The 16673-nt window shown below is 62.9% G+C and carries 13 protein-coding genes; 6 read left to right on the top strand and 7 right to left on the bottom strand.

Annotation, left to right across the window (positions count from 1 at the left end):
* Positions 1–66 precede the first annotated feature (66 nt).
* The 6 genes from NKI46_RS16640 to NKI46_RS16615 form a co-directional block, all read right to left on the bottom strand.
* Positions 67–2343, bottom strand: a complete 2277-nt coding sequence (locus NKI46_RS16640; protein WP_352747012.1) for a transglycosylase domain-containing protein — start codon at positions 2341–2343, stop codon at positions 67–69.
* Positions 2344–2547: 204 nt separating this feature from the next.
* Positions 2548–2694 carry a hypothetical protein gene (locus NKI46_RS16635; RefSeq protein ID WP_023686592.1) on the bottom strand — a complete coding sequence of 49 codons (147 nt, stop codon included), beginning with the start codon at positions 2692–2694 and terminating at the stop codon, positions 2548–2550.
* Positions 2695–2772: 78 nt separating this feature from the next.
* Positions 2773–3027, bottom strand: a complete 255-nt coding sequence (locus NKI46_RS16630; RefSeq protein WP_023683047.1) for a GlsB/YeaQ/YmgE family stress response membrane protein — start codon at positions 3025–3027, stop codon at positions 2773–2775.
* 105 nt (positions 3028–3132) lie between these two features.
* Positions 3133–3339, bottom strand: coding sequence for a hypothetical protein (locus NKI46_RS16625; protein WP_023683046.1), 207 nt, complete (start codon positions 3337–3339; stop codon positions 3133–3135).
* A gap of 80 nt (positions 3340–3419) precedes the next feature.
* Entirely contained in the window at positions 3420–4040 is a 621-nt protein-coding gene (locus tag NKI46_RS16620) for a ribonuclease D (protein ID WP_023698188.1), read from the bottom strand.
* A 77-nt stretch (positions 4041–4117) separates the two neighbouring features.
* Positions 4118–5503 (bottom strand): M20/M25/M40 family metallo-hydrolase, encoded by a 1386-nt coding sequence (locus NKI46_RS16615; protein WP_023686593.1) that lies wholly within the window; start codon positions 5501–5503, stop codon positions 4118–4120.
* A 444-nt stretch (positions 5504–5947) separates the two neighbouring features.
* On the opposite strand from NKI46_RS16615, the gene polA reads away from it, so the two are divergent.
* Positions 5948–8875 carry a DNA polymerase I gene (gene polA / locus NKI46_RS16610; protein WP_352747068.1) on the top strand — a complete coding sequence of 976 codons (2928 nt, stop codon included), beginning with the start codon at positions 5948–5950 and terminating at the stop codon, positions 8873–8875.
* 7 nt (positions 8876–8882) lie between these two features.
* A complete protein-coding gene (locus tag NKI46_RS16605; protein WP_352747009.1) occupies positions 8883–9371 on the top strand; it encodes a macro domain-containing protein in 489 nt (162 codons plus the stop codon).
* An 8-nt stretch (positions 9372–9379) separates the two neighbouring features.
* Here the strand turns inward: NKI46_RS16605 and NKI46_RS16600 are convergent, their stop codons facing one another.
* Complete coding sequence (locus NKI46_RS16600) at positions 9380–9784, bottom strand: Fur family transcriptional regulator (protein ID WP_023669789.1); 405 nt, start codon at positions 9782–9784, stop codon at positions 9380–9382.
* 295 nt (positions 9785–10079) lie between these two features.
* Between NKI46_RS16600 and NKI46_RS16595 the strand changes: the two genes are divergently transcribed.
* From NKI46_RS16595 to NKI46_RS16580, 4 genes are all read left to right on the top strand, one after another.
* Positions 10080–12299, top strand: a complete 2220-nt coding sequence (locus tag NKI46_RS16595; protein ID WP_023747030.1) for a caspase family protein — start codon at positions 10080–10082, stop codon at positions 12297–12299.
* Between the two features lie 101 nt (positions 12300–12400).
* A complete protein-coding gene (locus NKI46_RS16590) occupies positions 12401–12781 on the top strand; it encodes a hypothetical protein (RefSeq protein ID WP_352747006.1) in 381 nt (126 codons plus the stop codon).
* Positions 12778–13491, top strand: coding sequence for a DUF4760 domain-containing protein (locus NKI46_RS16585; protein ID WP_023700125.1), 714 nt, complete (start codon positions 12778–12780; stop codon positions 13489–13491). The genes NKI46_RS16590 and NKI46_RS16585 overlap by 4 nt, the downstream gene beginning before the upstream one ends.
* Positions 13492–13524: 33 nt before the next feature.
* Positions 13525–16527 carry a caspase family protein gene (locus tag NKI46_RS16580; protein ID WP_023704225.1) on the top strand — a complete coding sequence of 1001 codons (3003 nt, stop codon included), beginning with the start codon at positions 13525–13527 and terminating at the stop codon, positions 16525–16527.
* Positions 16528–16673 lie beyond the last annotated feature (146 nt).

Here is a 16673-nt window from a genome sequence, read left to right as displayed (position 1 = left end):
CGCAGCTCTCATATGAGGAACGGATTGCCAGCTCGCCATTGGTTTGAAGCCAGAATGACGAGTCGCTCAGCCGCCGCCGAGAATATCCAGGATTGAGGTTTTCCGCTTCTTGGTGGGGCCGCCGACGCTGCCCGGCGGTACCGGATGCTTGATCGAGGCCGTGGTGCCGCCGTCGCCCGGCATGTTGAAACCGTCGGCATCGACGGTTTCGGCCGGACGGCGGACCGGTGCTTGTGCGGGTACAGCAGCAGGTGCCGGCGCGGCGGCAGGCTCAGAACGGCTGACGGCCACGGCAGGCAACGGCGCCGCCTGATTGTTATCGACTGACGGAATATCGTCGGGCACGATGGTGTCGGGCGGCGTCGACTTCCAGGTGCCGGGCAGCGGCCGGACCGGCACACCTTCATGCGCGGCCACCATGAACTCGTGCCAGGCCTGTGCCGGCAGCGCGCCACCGGTGACCTTCTTCATCGGCGTGCCGTCATCATTGCCGAACCACACGCCGGTGGTGAGGTTTGCGGTGTAGCCGACGAACCAGGCGTCGCGCGAATTCTGGCTGGTTCCGGTCTTGCCGGCCGACGGCCAGGCGAAGGCCGCCTTCCTGGCCGTGCCGATCTCGACCGTGCCGGTCATCATCGAGTTCATCATGCCGACAATGTTCTGCTTGACGACGCGCGGCGCGCTGCCGCCATTGTCGTCATAGAGCACCTTGCCTTCGGTCGTGGTGATGCGGCGGATGAAATGGATGTCGGGCTTGTAGCCGCCATTGGCGAACGGCACATAGGCCGATGTCAGCTCCAGCGGCGTCACTTCCGAAGTGCCGAGCGCGATCGAAGTGTTGGCGATCAGATCGGATTGGATGCCCATGCGGTGCGCCGCCTCGACCACCGCGTCGGGGCCGACCTCCATGGTCAGCTGTGCCGCGACGGAATTCAGCGACTTCGCCAAAGCGGTCGCCAACGTCACCTTGCCGAAATACTTGCCGCCGTAATTGTCCGGTGTCCACTTGCCGATCTTGATCGGTGCGTCGTTGCGCACGCTGTCGGGCGTGCGGCCGGCTTCCAGCGCGGCCATATAGACGAACGGCTTGAACGCCGAGCCCGGCTGGCGGCGTGCTTCGGAGGCGCGGTCGAACTGGCTGGTCGAATAGTCGTAGCCGCCGACCATGGCGCGCACGGCGCCGGAATTGTCGATCGAGACCAGCGCGCCTTGGCTGACATTGAGCTTCTTGCCGCTCTCGTCGATCAGCCGGCGGATCGACTGTTCGGCGAGCTTCTGCAGGTTGAGGTCGACGGTGGTGTCGACGACGATGTCGCTGCGCACGTCACCAATCAAATCGGGCAATTCTTCCATGATGGTGTCGGCGACATAGTTTTCCGAGCCGGTCCAATAGGATGGCGCGCGCGTTGCCGGCGCGCTCATCGCCGAGGCCAGTTCCTTGGCGCTGATCTTGCCTTCGTCGCGCATGGCGGCCAGCACCAGTTGCGAGCGCTCCTCCGCCGCCTTCGGATCCCGCGCCGGCGACAGTCGCGACGGCGCCTTCAAGAGGCCGGCGAGAAGGGCCGCCTCCGACAGAGTGACATCGCGTGCGCTCTTGCCGAAATAGCGACGCGAGGCCGCCTCGACGCCATAGGCGCCGGAGCCGAAATAAACCCGGTTGAGGTACATTTCGAGGATCTGGTCCTTGTTATGCTTGTGCTCCAGCCAGAGCGACAGCAGCACTTCCTGCACCTTGCGCTCCAGCGTGCGGTCGGGCTTCAGGAACAGGTTCTTGGCCAGCTGCTGGGTCAGCGTCGAGCCGCCCTGCGAGAAACGCCGGCCCAGAACATTGGTCACCATGGCGCGCGACAGGCCGATCGGGTCGATGCCGAAATGCGAATAGAAGCGGCGGTCCTCGATGGCGATGACGGCTTCGGAAATATAAGGCGACATTTCGTGCAGGCCGACCGCCTCCCCGCCGCTCATGCCACGGTTGGCAAGCAGTTGCCCGTCGACCGAGACGATCTTGATGTTGGGGGCACGGTCGGGGATGGACCAGGTGGTCGCCGCCGGCATCTTGGCGCCGTAATAGACGACAATGCCGGCCACCGCGATGCCGCCCCAGATGCAGAGCACGAAGCACCAGTAGAACATCCGGGCCATCACGCCGAACAGCCCGCGCCGGGGTTTGCCGCGCCGGCCGCGTGAGGATGATTTTGCTCTGGAGGTTTTGCGCGCCGTGGAGGATTTGCGATTGCCCGGCACGACGCGATCCTCCTCGTTCACCGAGAAACCGGCCGCGGATTTCGCCTTTGGCGATCCCTCGAAGCTGGGTTCGATGCGACTATCTCTGCGGTTCGCCATGCGTTGCGCTGTCTTCCCGGTGTCAATGGCGCTCGGGTTGGAGGGTAGATGCGGCGGTTTAAGGGCGCGTTAAAGCAGGGTTTATGCACCCTTTTCAGATTCCTTAAGAATTTCTAAAATCCGCTGCCGCCAACTGGGTCCGAAAGGCGCATCCTCGCGGCCTGTCTGCCGCAAAAGGCAGAGGCCCTGGCTACCCCGAATATTTCAATTCTGCTGGATCGAAATGCCCTTGTCGTCGATCTTCAGTTCGACGCCCTTGGGCTTAGTCTGTTCGTGATAGACATATGCACCGAGCGCGATGACCACGACAACGAGCGCGCCGACAAGGAGATAGAGAGTGTTCTGTTTCACGGCGCGCTCCTTTTGGAGCAATCCCAGGAAAGCGCAGGCTTTCCGCTGAGGAATTGCGTTCAGTAAAAACTTCGAGCGTCACGCTCGCTTCAGAACCTTGACCAGCACCAGCAGGATGACGGCGCCGATCGTTGCGTTGATGATGGCAGCCAGAATGCCGCCTCCGATAGCGAAGCCGAGCCTTGGAAATAGCCAGCCGGCGATGAGGGCGCCGATAATGCCGACGACGATGTTGCCGATCAGGCCGAAGCCGAAGCCCGAGACGATGAGGCCGGCGAGCCAGCCGGCAATGGCGCCGATGATGATGAAGATGAGAAGGCTTTCGATGCCCATGACGCGTTCCTCCAGGAAGAGAGGCTACGGAGCGGAAGACCCCGAATCGGCCTCGATATCAAGGACTTCAGGCTATGCGAAAGCAGTTGCACCCGCCAGCGGCGCTCATTGATCGTCGTCATCGTCGCTGGAGACTGGCCGCCAGCTGGTCGGGTCGACCTTTTTCTGGGTATCGCTGTCGGTGTAGACCCACCAGGCGCCGTCGCGATATTGCCCGACGGATTCGCTGACGACGCCGGCGCCGTCCTTCCACAGAACAGTGACCTTGGATCCATCCGTCGGGGCGGTCGCTATCGGTTTGCGGTCTGCCACGTCATCCCCCTCATTGAGTCGACAGAACGCCACGACGCGTGTCTGGTTGCAAGGCTGCCGGAAGCGTTATCCGAAGGCCATCAGCTGTGGGCAAAAATATCCTCTTCGTCCCAACCCATCAAATCGAGCTTGGCACGCGTCGGCAGGAAGCGGAAGCAGGCGTCGGCTTCCTTGGTGCGCCCGTCCCGCGCCAGGCGTCCAGCCAGCACCTCGCGCAGACGGTGCAGATAGAGAACGTCGGAAGCGGCATATTCGAGCTGTTCGGGCGACAGGGTCTCGGCCGCCCAGTCCGACGATTGCTGCGCCTTCGACAGGCCGACGCCAAGCAGTTCGAAGCAGATGTCCTTCAAGCCGTGCCGGTCGGTATAGGTGCGGGTCAGCCGCGAGGCGATCTTGGTGCAGAACACCGGCTCCGGCATGACGCCGAAGGCATTGTACAGCACGGCGAGGTCGAAACGGCCGTAGTGGAACAGTTTCGATATGCCGCGGTTGCGGAGCAGGCTGACGAGGTTCGGCGCTTTCTTCTGGCCGGGCGCGATCTGGATCACGTCGGCCGAGCCATCGCCGGGCGAGATCTGCACCACGCAAAGCCGGTCGCGGTGCGGGTTCAACCCCAGCGTCTCGGTATCGATGGCCACCGCGTCGACATTGTAGTGGGCGAGGTCGGGCAGATCGTTCTTGTGGAAGCGGATGTCGGGCATAGTTGTCTCCGGATCGCGGCGTAACTCGTCCTCGCCGCGATCCGCTGAAAAATCAACAAGAAAACTTCCCAGCCTCCTCAGCGCGTCAGCGCATCGAGAATGCGCGCCCAGGAGCGCTGGCCCTTGTGGAAGGAGGTCAGCTCGTATTTCTCGTTGGGCGAGTGGATGCGGTCGTCGTCGAGCCCGAACCCGACCAGCAGCGATTCCATGCCGAGATAGGTCTGGAAGTCGCCGACCACCGGTATCGAGCCTCCGCTGCCGGTCGTCACCGCTGGCTTCGGCCATTCATCCGACAGCGCAGTCTTGGCCTTGGCCAGGAATGGCGAGTCGTAGGAAAGCTGAATTGCCGGCCCGCCGCCATGCGGGTGGAATTCGACCGAACAGTCCCTGGGAATGCGCGCCTTGACGAATTCCCGGAACGCGGCGCGGATCTTCTCGGGGTCCTGCTTATGGACGAGGCGGAAGGAGATTTTCGACGACGCTTCCGCCGCGATCACCGTCTTGAACCCCTTGCCGGTGTAGCCGCCGATGATGCCGTTGAACTCGGCCGTCGGCCGCGCCCAGGTCAGTTCCATCACCGAGCGGCCTTTTTCGCCCGACGGGATCGAGAGGCCGATCGGTCCGAGGAAGGTTTCGGCGGTCTCGCCCAGAGTTTCCCATGATTTCAGGATCTGCGACGGCGTTTCCTCGACCCCGTCATAGAAGCCGGGAATGGTGATGTGGCCGTTCTCGTCATGGATGTCGGCGAGGATTTTCGCCAGGATGCGGATCGGGTTGGCGGCGGCGCCGCCATAGAGGCCCGAATGCAGGTCGCGATCGGCGGCCTTGACGGTGACCTCCTCGCCGACCATTCCGCGCAGCGAAACGCAGATCGACGGCGTTTCGCGGTCCCACATGCCGGTGTCGCAGACCAGAGCGAAATCGGCCTTGAGCTCATCGGCATTGGCCTCGAGGAACGGCTTCAGCGACGGCGAACCGGACTCCTCCTCGCCCTCGAACAGGATGGTGATGCGGCAGGGCAGATTGCCATGCACCTGCTTCCAGGCGCGGCAGGCCTCGACGAAGGTCATCAGCTGCCCCTTGTCGTCGGCCGAGCCACGGCCGGTGATTACCTTGTGACCGGGCTCGATCTCCTTGACCGCCGGCGCAAACGGGTCGTTCTCCCAAAGCTCGATCGGATCGACCGGCTGCACGTCGTAATGGCCATAAAACAGCACATGCGGCGAACCGGCGGGGCCTTCATGGTGCGCAACCACCATCGGGTGTCCCGGCGTGTCGCGCACCGAAGCGTCGAAGCCGATCAGCTTGAGGTCCGCCACCAGCCATTCGGCGGCCTTGCGGCAGTCGGCGGCATAGTCTGAATCGGTGGAGATCGACTTGATGCGGAGCAGGCCGAACAGGCGCTCCAGGCTCTGGTCGAGATTTTTGTCGAGACGGTCGAGGACGGAGGAAATGGTGGACATTACTGCGGGCCTTTCTTTTCGGTGCCGGGACCGTAAAGGCAGCGCATCAAAACGAAAAGCCCGCGATCGTTGGACCACGGACCGTAAACACTTGTCAGAAGGCAAAAAAGAACCGCCGTGGTGGAGGGGAACCACGGCGGTCTTTTACTCGAAACGATGCGGCAGCCCGGAGAGGGGGGATAGGCTGCCGCAATTGTCCGGGATAGGCGGGGGACGGGCCTTGCTCCGGACTCGGCGAAAACTGCCGATGACCTTTATTTGTGTCTCGGATCGTGGCGTTTCAAGGGCACAAAAATTACACTTTTGTAACATAGCCGTGAGCGCCGAGGCAAACAGCAGCAGGACCTATCGGCAGGCAGGCTCTGTCAGCATGTCGCCGCAACACCTGTTGGAAGCCCGCCTTTGCCATGGACCGCGCCGTCCTGCCGCGCTATCCCTGCCGGCATGAAAAAAGGCGACCATCTCTTCCTTATCGACGGCTCCGGCTACATCTTTCGCGCCTATCATGCGCTGCCGCCGCTGACCCGCAAATCCGATGGGCTGCCGGTCGGCGCGGTCTCCGGCTTCTGCAACATGTTGTGGAAGCTGATGCAGGACGCCCGCAACACCGATGTAGGCATCGTGCCGACGCATTTAGCGGTCATTTTCGATTATTCGTCGAAAACCTTCCGCAATGATCTTTACCCGGAATACAAGGCCAACCGCAACGCACCGCCCGAAGACCTGATCCCGCAATTCGGTCTGATCCGCCAGGCAACCGTGGCCTTCAACCTGCCTTGCATCGAGATCGAAGGCTACGAGGCCGACGACCTCATCGCCACTTATGCCAGGCTGGCGTGCGAGGCCGGCGGCGACACCACTATCATCTCCTCTGACAAGGATCTGATGCAGCTGGTCGGACCCACGGTCGGCATGTACGACCCGATGAAGGACCGCCAGATCGGCATCCCCGAAGTCATCGAGAAATGGGGCGTGCCGCCGGAAAAGATGATAGACCTGCAGGCGCTGACCGGCGACTCCGTCGACAATGTGCCGGGCGTACCCGGCATCGGGCCGAAAACGGCGGCGCAGCTTCTGGAACAGTTCGGCGACCTTGACGGGCTGCTCGTCCGGGCCAGCGAGATCAAGCAGGACAAGAGGCGCGAATCCATCATCGCCAATGCCGACAAGGCGCGCATATCGCGCCAGCTGGTGACGCTGAAGAACGACGTGCCGGTGACCGACGGGCTCGACGATTTCGTGCTGCATGCGCCGGATGGGCCGAAGCTGATCGGCTTTCTCAAAACCATGGAATTCACCTCGCTGACCCGGCGCGTTGCTGAAGCGACCAGCACCGAAGCCGGCGATGTGCAGGCTGTCGCCGTCACCGTCGAGCGCGCCGACACCGCGCACGGCCCCGATGTCGGTTCCGGCATAGCGGCGCCTGCGGCAACACAGGATGAAGCCAAAACCGAAACCGCCAGGGCCGGCGACGCCCCTTCGCTGCTTGCCGCACTTCGCCTGGAAACGGCCGCTGCGGCCAAAATCGATCCCGCCGCCTATGTCGCCATCCGCGACACGGCGACGCTCAAGACCTGGCTGGCCCAAGCCAAGGAGACCGGGATCGTCGCCTTCGACACCGAAACCACGTCTTCCGATCCGATGCTGGCCGACCTCATCGGTTTCTCCCTGGCGATCGGCCCCGGCCGCGCCGCCTATGTGCCGCTCGCCCACAAGAGCGGCGCCGGCGACCTGCTCGGCGGCGGCACGCTGGAGAACCAGATTCCGGTCCGCGAGGCGCTGGCGCTGCTGAAGCCGCTGCTGGAAGACAAATCGGTGCTCAAGATCGCCCAGGACGCCAAATACGACATCGTCGTCATGAGCCGCCACGGCATCGATATCGCACCCTTCGACGACACGATGTTGATTTCCTATGTGCTCGACGCCGGCACCGGCCACCACACTTTGTCCTCGCTTGCCGACAAATGGCTCGGCCATGCCACGACGCCGCTCAAGGATCTCGCCGGTTCCGGCAGAAGCTCGGTCGGGTTCGAGCAGGTCGACATCGACCGGGCGACCGCCTACGCCGCCGGCCATGCCGACGTAGCGCTGCGGCTATGGCAGGTGCTGAAGCCGCGGCTGGCCGCCAAGGGCCTGGTCTCGGTCTATGAGCGGCTGGAGCGTCCGCTGGTGCCGGTTCTGGCGCGTATGGAGCAGCGCGGCATCTCCGTCGACCGCCAGATTCTGTCGCGGCTCTCCGGCGAGCTGGCGCAAGGCGCGGCACGGCTGGAAGAGGAAATCTACGGCCTTGTCGGCGAGCGCATCAACATCGGGTCGCCAAAGCAACTCGGCGACATCCTGTTCGGCCGCATGGGCCTGCCCGGCGGCTCCAAGACCAAGACCGGGCAATGGTCGACCTCCGCGCAGCTTCTGGAAGACCTCGCCGCCGAAGGCCACGAACTGCCGCGCAAGATCGTCGACTGGCGTCAGCTGACCAAGCTGAAATCGACCTACACCGACGCGCTGCCCGGTTTCATCCATCCCGACACCAGGCGCGTGCACACATCTTATGCGCTGGCCGCAACGACGACGGGCCGGCTGTCCTCCTCCGATCCCAATCTGCAGAACATCCCGGTGCGCACCGCGGAGGGACGCAAGATCAGGACGGCCTTCATCGCCGACAAGGGCCAGAAACTGGTCTCGGCCGACTACAGCCAGATCGAACTGCGCGTGCTTGCCCACGTCGCCGAGATCCCGCAGTTGAAGCAGGCCTTCGCCGATGGCGCCGACATCCACGCCATCACCGCCTCGGAAATGTTCAACGTGCCGGTCGAAGGCATGCCGTCCGAAGTGCGCCGCCGCGCCAAGGCGATCAATTTCGGCATCATCTACGGCATCTCGGCCTTTGGGCTCGCCAACCAGCTGTCGATCCCGCGCGAGGAGGCCGGCGCCTACATCAAGAAGTATTTCGAGCGTTTCCCCGGCATCCGCGACTATATCGAGGCAACAAAGGCCTATGCGCGCGAACATGGCTTCGTCGAAACCATCTTCGGCCGCCGCATCCACTATCCTGAGATCCGGTCGTCAAACCCGTCGATCCGTGCCTTCAACGAGCGCGCCTCGATCAACGCCAGGCTGCAAGGCACCGCTGCCGATATCATCCGCCGCGCCATGGTGCATATGGACGAGGCGCTGGAAAAGGCCGGCCTGTCCGCCCGCATGCTCTTGCAGGTGCATGACGAATTGATCTTCGAGACGGTTGAAGCGGAAGTCGAGGCGACGATCCCCGTGGTGCGCAGGGTGATGGAGAACGCGCCGATGCCGGCCATCTCGATGTCGGTGCCGCTGCATGTCGATGCGCGGGCGGCGAACAACTGGGACGAGGCGCATTGAAGGTGCGATGATTGTCTTTGTCACGGGAGACCTGCTGGCCGCCAAGGAAAGCTATATCGCTCAAGGCGTGGCAGAGGGCAATCAAGAGGGCCTTGGCACCGGACTTGCGCTGAAGATTTCGAAAAAGTGGCCGAATGTGCAGGCTGCGTTCAAGAAATATGCTCGGACCGGCAGGTTTATTGGCGGTCATATCTGGACATTGGAGCCAGACGGCAATCGGCCGGGCTTCATTTATCTGGCAACCCAGCCAGATATGTATCACGCCACGCTTCCCTATTTACGGAAAGCAGTTCGCGGGCTTGTGAAATGGGCCGACAAAAACCGGGTAGAATCCATCGCCTTGCCAAAAATCGGGTCTGGCCTTGGCAAATTATCTTGGCTCGACGAGGTGAAACCCCTGCTTATGGAGCAGCTAACACCTGGGCCTACGCGGTGCGTCGTCTATGAGACATTCTTGAACGAATTCGAGAATAGCGCACCGCCTCGGCTCAAGTAGGAAGCAAGCTAAGCCGCCTCAGCCAGGCACTTGGCACACGTCCCTCGAAACTCGATCACCGCCTTCTTCGCAGCAAACCCGGTCGAGCGCACCCATTCGTCCAGCCGATGGTCGACGTCATGGTCGGACATCTCCATCACCTGCCCGCATGTGTCGCAGATAGCGAAGGCTGTCATCGAATGCGTATGGTCGTGCGGTTCGGCGCAGGCGACGAAGGAGTTGAGGCTTTCCAACCGGTGCACGAAGCCTGACTTCACCAGGCTGTCGAGCGCCCGGTAAACCTGTAGCGGCGCGCGGAAACCGCGCTCGCGCAGCTGGTCGAGAAGCGTATAGGCGCTGAGCGGTCCGCTGGCGGCCTCGAGCTTTTCGAGCACGCTCAGCTGATTCTTCGTCAGCACATCCCTTGCCGCCATGATCCCGTTTTCCGATCGTTTAGAGCATGATGCCGAAAAGTGTGGAGCGGTTCTCGGACGACATCACGTTCCATCTGTTTGATCCAGCGCCGCTCGCAAATCATTTCTGCCATGCGACGGTCTCAATTCTCTTGAGATAGCGATGAAGCAGGCTTTTTGCCACTGTTTCCGTTATCGCCATCGACACCATGACCACCACCGCCGATTGACGGCACCGACCACATTCAAAATACTGACAAAATTCGCGACGAAAGGTGCCGCACTTGCAAATTCGATCGGGCTTGGGGAAGCAATTATGATCAAACTGACACGACGGACGCTGCTCGTCGGCACGTCGGCGCTTGTGGCTGCCGGTACGGTTTCGTTCCGCGCTCTCGCCGCCTCGCGCACCTATCACGCGCTGCTGGTTGCCTGCACCGACTATCCGAACCTGCCGCAGAAGAACTGGCTGATCGGGCCGAAGAACGATGCCGGCCTGGTGCGCGACTATCTCCTGAAGAACACGCCCGATCCGGTGAAGTTCTCGGCCGAGAATGTGATCCTGCTCGCCAAGGACGTCGAAGGCGCCAACGGCCCGCCGACGCATGCGGCGATCAAGGCCGCCCTTGCCGACCTCGCCGGCAAGGTGCAACGCGACGATTTCGTCTATCTGCATCTGTCGGGCCACGGCGCCCAGCAGCCGCAAGCCAAGGCCGGTGACGAGACCGACGGCCTCGACGAGATTTTCCTGCCGTCCGATATCGACAAATGGATCAACCGCGAAGAGGGCGTGCCGAACGCGCTGGTCGACAACGAGGTCGGCGCCGCACTCGACGCCATCCGCGACAAGGGCGCCTTTGTCTGGGTGGTGTTCGACTGCTGCCATTCGGGCACCGCGACGCGCGCCGCGGAAGTCGATGACGAACTGGAGCGCAAGGTCGAGTTCGCCGACCTCGTCGGCGGCGACAACGCGGCGAGAGCAGCGGCGGTGAAGGCCTATGACGACATCTCGGCAAGCGCATCGCGCGGTTTCGACGAGAATGGCGGCCGCAAGCCGGCCTTCAACCTGACGCCGACCGGCGCAGAGCCGATCGCCAGGGGCAAGCTGGTCGCCTTCTATGCCGCGCAGACGGTCGAGACGACGCCGGAAATGCCGCTGCCCAAGGGCACGCCCGACGCGCCGCGCTTCGGCCTGTTCACCTTCACCATCCTGTCGAAATTGGCCGAGAACCCCAACGTCACCTATCGCCAGCTCGGCCAGGCCGTGCTGCAGCAATATTCGGCCGACGGCCGCACAAGGCCGACGCCCCTGTTCGAGGGCGAACTGGACGCCCGCGTGTTCGGCACCGACAAGACCGACGCCGTCATGCAATGGCCGATTGCCGTCAAGGACGGCGATGTCGCGATCGGCGCCGGGCTGCTGCAGGGTCTGACCCCCGGCAGCAAGCTCGCCATTTTGCCTTCGGCGCTGTCGAAGCTCTCCGACGCCGTCGGCTATCTCGAAGTGAAATTGGCAAAAAACCTCGAAAGCCAGCTCGCACCGGTCGAATTCGACGGCAAGCCGGCGCTTGCGCCGACGGCGGTGCCCGCCGGCGCCTATGCGCGCGTTGCCGAACTCGCAGTCGACTACAAGCTGCTGGTGGCAAAGCCGGCGCCGACCGCAGGGCTCGATAAAGAAACCGAGCTGGTCAATTCGGTTCTGGACGAATTGGTGGCGAAGCCGAAGTCCGGCTTCCACATCGCGCTGGTCGAGCCCGGCAAGAGCGCCGATCTGCGGCTTGCGGTGCTGCGCGAAAAATCCATGGACGGCGCTGCCGCCAACGCCAGCGACGAACCGGCGCTGTGGTTCCTGCCGGCGTCCGGCGACATCAGCTTGAAGGACGGCAGCAAGCCGCCGCGCATCGTCATCCACCAGAATGGCCGCGACAAGCTTGCGGAAAACACAGCCAAGAACCTGACCACGATCTTCCGCGCCACCGGCCTGTCGCGGCTCGCCGCGGCGTCCGACTACCGGCCGGACGAGGTCAGCGTCCAGTTCCTGATCAAGCGCCAGGACAGCGATGTGCTGGAGCCGATCGAATCCTCGACGGTGCCGCGCGTTTCGCCGGGCGATCAGGTACACATTGCGGCCAAGAACGGGTCCGACGAGTTCGTCGACATCAACGTGCTCTACATCGGCAGCGACTATTCGATCACCCATATCGTCGCCGAGCGGCTGGCGCCGATCAACCAGCAGGCCGATCAGGGCCTGAAGGAAGGGCTGCTCGCCTTCACCGACACCAGCTTCGGCATGGAGCGCATGATTGCCGTGCTGACCGAGGCGCCGCCGCAGAGCGAGAAAGAGGATCTGAGCTTTCTTGCCCAGGAAGGCGTGCGCGCCGTGACGCGTGCCGCATCGGGAACGCCTGGTTTTTCCGACATGCTGGCCGACATCGGCATGGCGCCGGTGACGCGCTCGGTGATGCGGCTTGCCGACAAGAGCGGTCCCAAAGGCGCGGTGATGATCTTCCCGATGGAGACGGTGCCCCGCGCCTGACCTGACATCGCTTCGCCGGCTCTTGCCGGCGTGATATATGAACATTCCCGGCTCGCGACACTTCTATGCGCCGCGGCTGAATGCAACAGATGAGGACATCAGTGACTATCCCCGTGCTCTCCTGGCGTGCAGCGACGGCCGGCCTTGCCGGAAGCCTGTTGCTGGTTGCCAGCGCCTCGGCGGACGGGAATTGCGGCCTGTGCGCCAAGCAGATCGTCACCAACTCCGAGCTCGCCACCTGCTTTCTCGACCAGTACGACCAGATCGCCAAGACCGGCAACACGGCCGTTGTCGTCGATCTCTCCAGCTGCGCCTCGCGCGGCGTGGTCGAGCCCTTGCCGTCACCCAGCAAGGCGGCTGCCGAACCGGACGTGCAGTTCATGATTTCGCGCACGCAGCTCGATTGCCTGAAAAAGAAGCTGGAGACACCCGGCATCGTGCTCGATCCCACCGCCATTATCCAACTGGACAGCTGCGGATGAAAAAGCCGGGGGGCACTGCAACGCAAAAATCGCCAGCCACATCGGCGCCGGCACCGGCCAAGAAGCCGGCGACCTTGCCCGAAACCACCGAAGGCTTTCCGTGGCCGAGCAGTCACGAGATCAAGAAGGAAGCCAACCCGTTCACCGACCGCGACTGGCGCATGCTGATCTATGCCTGGTCGGGTCTCGCCGTGCGCCTGGCGATCGTCTTCACCTTGGGCTTCTCGGTCTTCCAGTTTCTGGCAAACCAGGAACAGAAGCGCGTCGAGCAGACGATGTCGCTGGTCGAGCTTTGGGAAAGCAAGGATTTTCAGCAGGCGCAGCGCGCGCTCAAGGAGCGCCTCTCGTCGCTCAACGCCAAATACGACAATCTGCTCAGCGCCACGCCGTCGCCGACCGAGGAACGGGTCTTCCGGCAACGCATTGGCATTGAGGCGATGACTGCCGGCGGCGGCACCATGCCGATCGCCGATTTCAACGACAATTTTGATCGCATCGTCTATTTCCTCAATCGTCTCTCCATCTGCGTTGAGGGCAAGCTCTGTTCGCGCGATGTCGCCGATGCCTATTTCCGCGACTATGCGGTGTCGTTCTGGAGCTATTTTGCCGGCTACATCGAAAAAGAGCGCAAGGCCGGTTCCGCCAGTTATGCCCAGGCGATCGAGAATTATGTGCGTCACGGGTCGGCGCCGCCCGCCGACTCCAAATAGCGGCGCAACAAGGTGCCGGGCAGCTCCCATCCCTTGCGTGCTATCCGGTGGCTAATCCTGGTCGGTCTTCTGGCGTTAACGTCAACCGCCGGTGCCGAGGACCTCGATTTCCACCTCGATCTCAACACCGGCGGCCACAGCGCCAGGGTCACCGACCTTGCCTTCACGCCGGACGGCGAGGAACTGGTCTCCGCATCTGACGACAAGACCATCCGCATCTGGGACTGGCAGAGCGGGGTGACGCTGCGCACCATTCGCGGCTATCTTGGCAATGGCAATGACGGCAAGGTCTTTGCGATTGCCGTGTCGCCGGATGGCAAGACGATCGCCGCCGGCGGTTATTTCGGCGCCGGCATCGGCGACAAGGCCCCTTATGGCGATATCAGGCTGTTCGATTTCGCCACCGGCAAGATCAAAACCGTGCTCAAGGCCGCCGACTATGCCATCTATGATGTCGCCTTTTCACCCGACGGAAACACGCTCGCCGCCGGCGGTGGCGATGGTTTCGTCTACCTCTGGCGGGCGGACGACAAATCCGCGTCGGGCTGGACGCTGGCGGAAAAACTCGATGCCGATTCCTGGCGTGTGGAAAAGCTCGCCTTCGCCGCTGCGGGAACCCGGCTGGTGGCGACGACCACCGACAACGGCATAAGGCTCTGGGATGTGGCCAAGGCTGAGGAAATCGCCTTGCCGACCGAGGCCGAACCGCTGCGGGATGTCGGCGTCGCCGCACTCGCCGTGTCATTGGATGGCAGCCTGTTTGCCACTGGCAGCAAGGACGGTGACGTCCAGCTCTGGCGGGCCAGCGACGGCAAATTCGTCCGCGCCATGCCGAAGCAGGATTTCCAGATCGGCGCTCTGAGCTTCGCCACGGGTTCGCGGCTTGTTGCGTCATGCAGCTATCGCTGCGCCGACAAGCATCGCTCGGCGGTCTGGAATATCGACAGCGGCGAGCAACTGCTCGACTATAACGGCCATGACGGCACGGTCTTTGCTGGCGCCGGCAATGCCGACGGCTCGCTGGTGGCGACAGCCGGCGGCACCCGCAACGCCATCCAGGTCTGGAACCCCATGACCGGCGAGCGCAAGGCGCTGCTGCAAGGGGTCGGCGAACCGGTGACGGCGATCGGGATCGATGCGGCGAGCAGCTCCATCGCTTGGGGCAACACCAACCCCTGCCCTGAACGCGTGTCCTGTCCCGAGCTGCAGGGCACGCTGGACAAGGTGCTGGCGCTACCGACGGCCGAGCGGTTCTTCGAGGACCCGGTGGCGTTTGCGGAACAGGGCGCCTATGCCCGCGCGGCACTCGCAGAGGGTGAGTGGTCGCTCCGTGCTGCCCCCGGCGGCAAGGACGGCCTGGAGAATGCCGTGCTCGAAATCGCGAGCGGCGGAAAGGTGATGCACAGCATCGAGAATTCCGCCACCAATGGCTTCGTCCATTCGGCTTACACGCTGATCGGCAATGGGCTTGGCCTGATCACCGGCGGCAGCGACGGCACGCTGTTGGAATACAAAACCGCGACCGCCGATGTATCGGGTGAATTCACCGGCCACACCGGCGAGATCAACGCCATGGTTGCCGCCGAGAAGGAAGGGCTGTTGGTCACCGGCAGCGCCGACCAGACCGTGCGGTTGTGGAATTTGAAGAGCCACAAACTGATAGTGTCGATGTTCTTCGCCGGCTCCGAATGGATCGCCTGGATGCCGCAGGGCTACTATTATTCCTCCGCCGATGGCGACAAGTTGATCGGCTGGCACGTCAATCAGGGCCGCGACCACGAAGGGCGTTTCATCAGCGCCGGCCAGCTGAAGAAATATCTCTGGAGCCCGGAAATGGTGCGCCGGGCCATCATCCTGCGCAGCGCCGAACAGGCGGTCCAGGAAATGCGCCCCGGCGTCGACCGCGAGCTGGAAAAGCTGCTCGAGCGCAAACCGCCGGAATTCGGCATCAAGCTTGCCGCCGACCAGAGCAACGTCCGCGAGGGCTATGTCGCCGTCGAGATTTCGGGCGCGCAGGAAGCCGGCGCCGATGTCGCCGGATTTTCGATCCTGTCGGACAGCCGCAATGTCGGCGATGTCACCGCTCGGTCAATCGATGGCGGCAAGAGCACCATCGTCGAAGTGCCGGTCGAGAATGGCGAAAACACCATTCGCATCACCGGCACCAACGAGTTCGGCTATCTGACCGAGCGCAGTGTCACAGCACTTGCCAGGAAAACCGAAAGTCCAGCCAACAAGGGCAAGCTCTACGTCGCCGTGATCGGCGTCGACAAATATCCTTTCCTCACCGATGCATGCGCTGGCCACGCCTGCGATCTGCGCTATCCCGTCGATGACGCCACTGAATTCCTCAAGGTGATTTCGCAGAAATCCGCGCCCTTGTTTTCGGCGATGGAGACGCTGGTTCTGGTCAACCGCGAAGCGCTGGATGAGGCGCCCGATGCCGGCAAGGACGTTTTCAAGGTCGCCAACGCCGACAGCATCCTGGAGCCGGATTCCGACACGATCGACGACCAGCTCGCCGATTTCCTCGACAAACCCGGCGAGAACGACACCACCATCATTTTCGTCGCCGGTCACGGCATCAACATCGACGAAGACTATTATTTCATCCCCACGGACGGCCGCAAACAGGATCCCGACCGCTGGAAGCGCTCCTCGCTGGTCGACTGGGGCGACATCCAGAAATCGGTTGAGCGGGCCAAGGGCCTGCGCTTCATGCTGCTCGACACCTGCCACGCCGCCAACGCCTTCAACCCGCGCCTGGAAAAAGACGCGCAGGACGCACGCATCGTCGTCTTCTCGGCCACCGCTGCCAACAACACCGCCGCCGAACTGCCCGAGCTCGGCCATGGCGTCTTCACCTATTCGATCCTCGAAGGCCTGCGCGGCCGGGCCAAGACCTCCGACGGCGGCGTGACGCTGTTCGGCCTCGCCGACTACATTTCGCGCGAAGTGCTGCGGCTGACCGCGTCCAAGCAGAAGCCGTTCTACTATGTCGGCGGCGTGGAGAACATTGTGCTGGCTGAGCCGTGAGAGGTCGGCGCCCAGGCACCCCCCTCTGGCCTGCCGGCCATCTCCCCCGCAAGGGGGGAGATCAGTCTCTTCATTGCTGGAGATCTATTTTCAAGGTTGATGATTGGCGAAAGCCGAGGCGACATCCAATCTCCCCCCTTGCGGGG

This window comes from Mesorhizobium sp. M0615, assembly GCF_040320805.1.
Taxonomy (GTDB): domain Bacteria; phylum Pseudomonadota; class Alphaproteobacteria; order Rhizobiales; family Rhizobiaceae; genus Mesorhizobium.
Note: the sequence above shows the minus strand (reverse complement) of the source record. Positions and strands in the feature narration are given on the sequence as shown.

Bases quoted from the DNA above. Each gene is read 5' to 3' on its own strand.
- NKI46_RS16640 (WP_352747012.1), bottom strand. From the start codon at position 2,343: ATGGCGAACCGCAGAGATAGTCGCATCGAACCCAGCTTCGAGGGATCG.
- NKI46_RS16630 (WP_023683047.1), bottom strand. From the start codon at position 3,027: ATGGGCATCGAAAGCCTTCTCATCTTCATCATCATCGGCGCCATTGCC.
- NKI46_RS16620 (WP_023698188.1), bottom strand. From the start codon at position 4,040: ATGCCCGACATCCGCTTCCACAAGAACGATCTGCCCGACCTCGCCCAC.
- NKI46_RS16615 (WP_023686593.1), bottom strand. From the start codon at position 5,503: ATGTCCACCATTTCCTCCGTCCTCGACCGTCTCGACAAAAATCTCGAC.
- polA (WP_352747068.1), top strand. From the start codon at position 5,948: ATGAAAAAAGGCGACCATCTCTTCCTTATCGACGGCTCCGGCTACATC.
- NKI46_RS16605 (WP_352747009.1), top strand. From the start codon at position 8,883: ATGATTGTCTTTGTCACGGGAGACCTGCTGGCCGCCAAGGAAAGCTAT.
- NKI46_RS16600 (WP_023669789.1), bottom strand. From the start codon at position 9,784: ATGGCGGCAAGGGATGTGCTGACGAAGAATCAGCTGAGCGTGCTCGAA.
- NKI46_RS16595 (WP_023747030.1), top strand. From the start codon at position 10,080: ATGATCAAACTGACACGACGGACGCTGCTCGTCGGCACGTCGGCGCTT.
- NKI46_RS16585 (WP_023700125.1), top strand. From the start codon at position 12,778: ATGAAAAAGCCGGGGGGCACTGCAACGCAAAAATCGCCAGCCACATCG.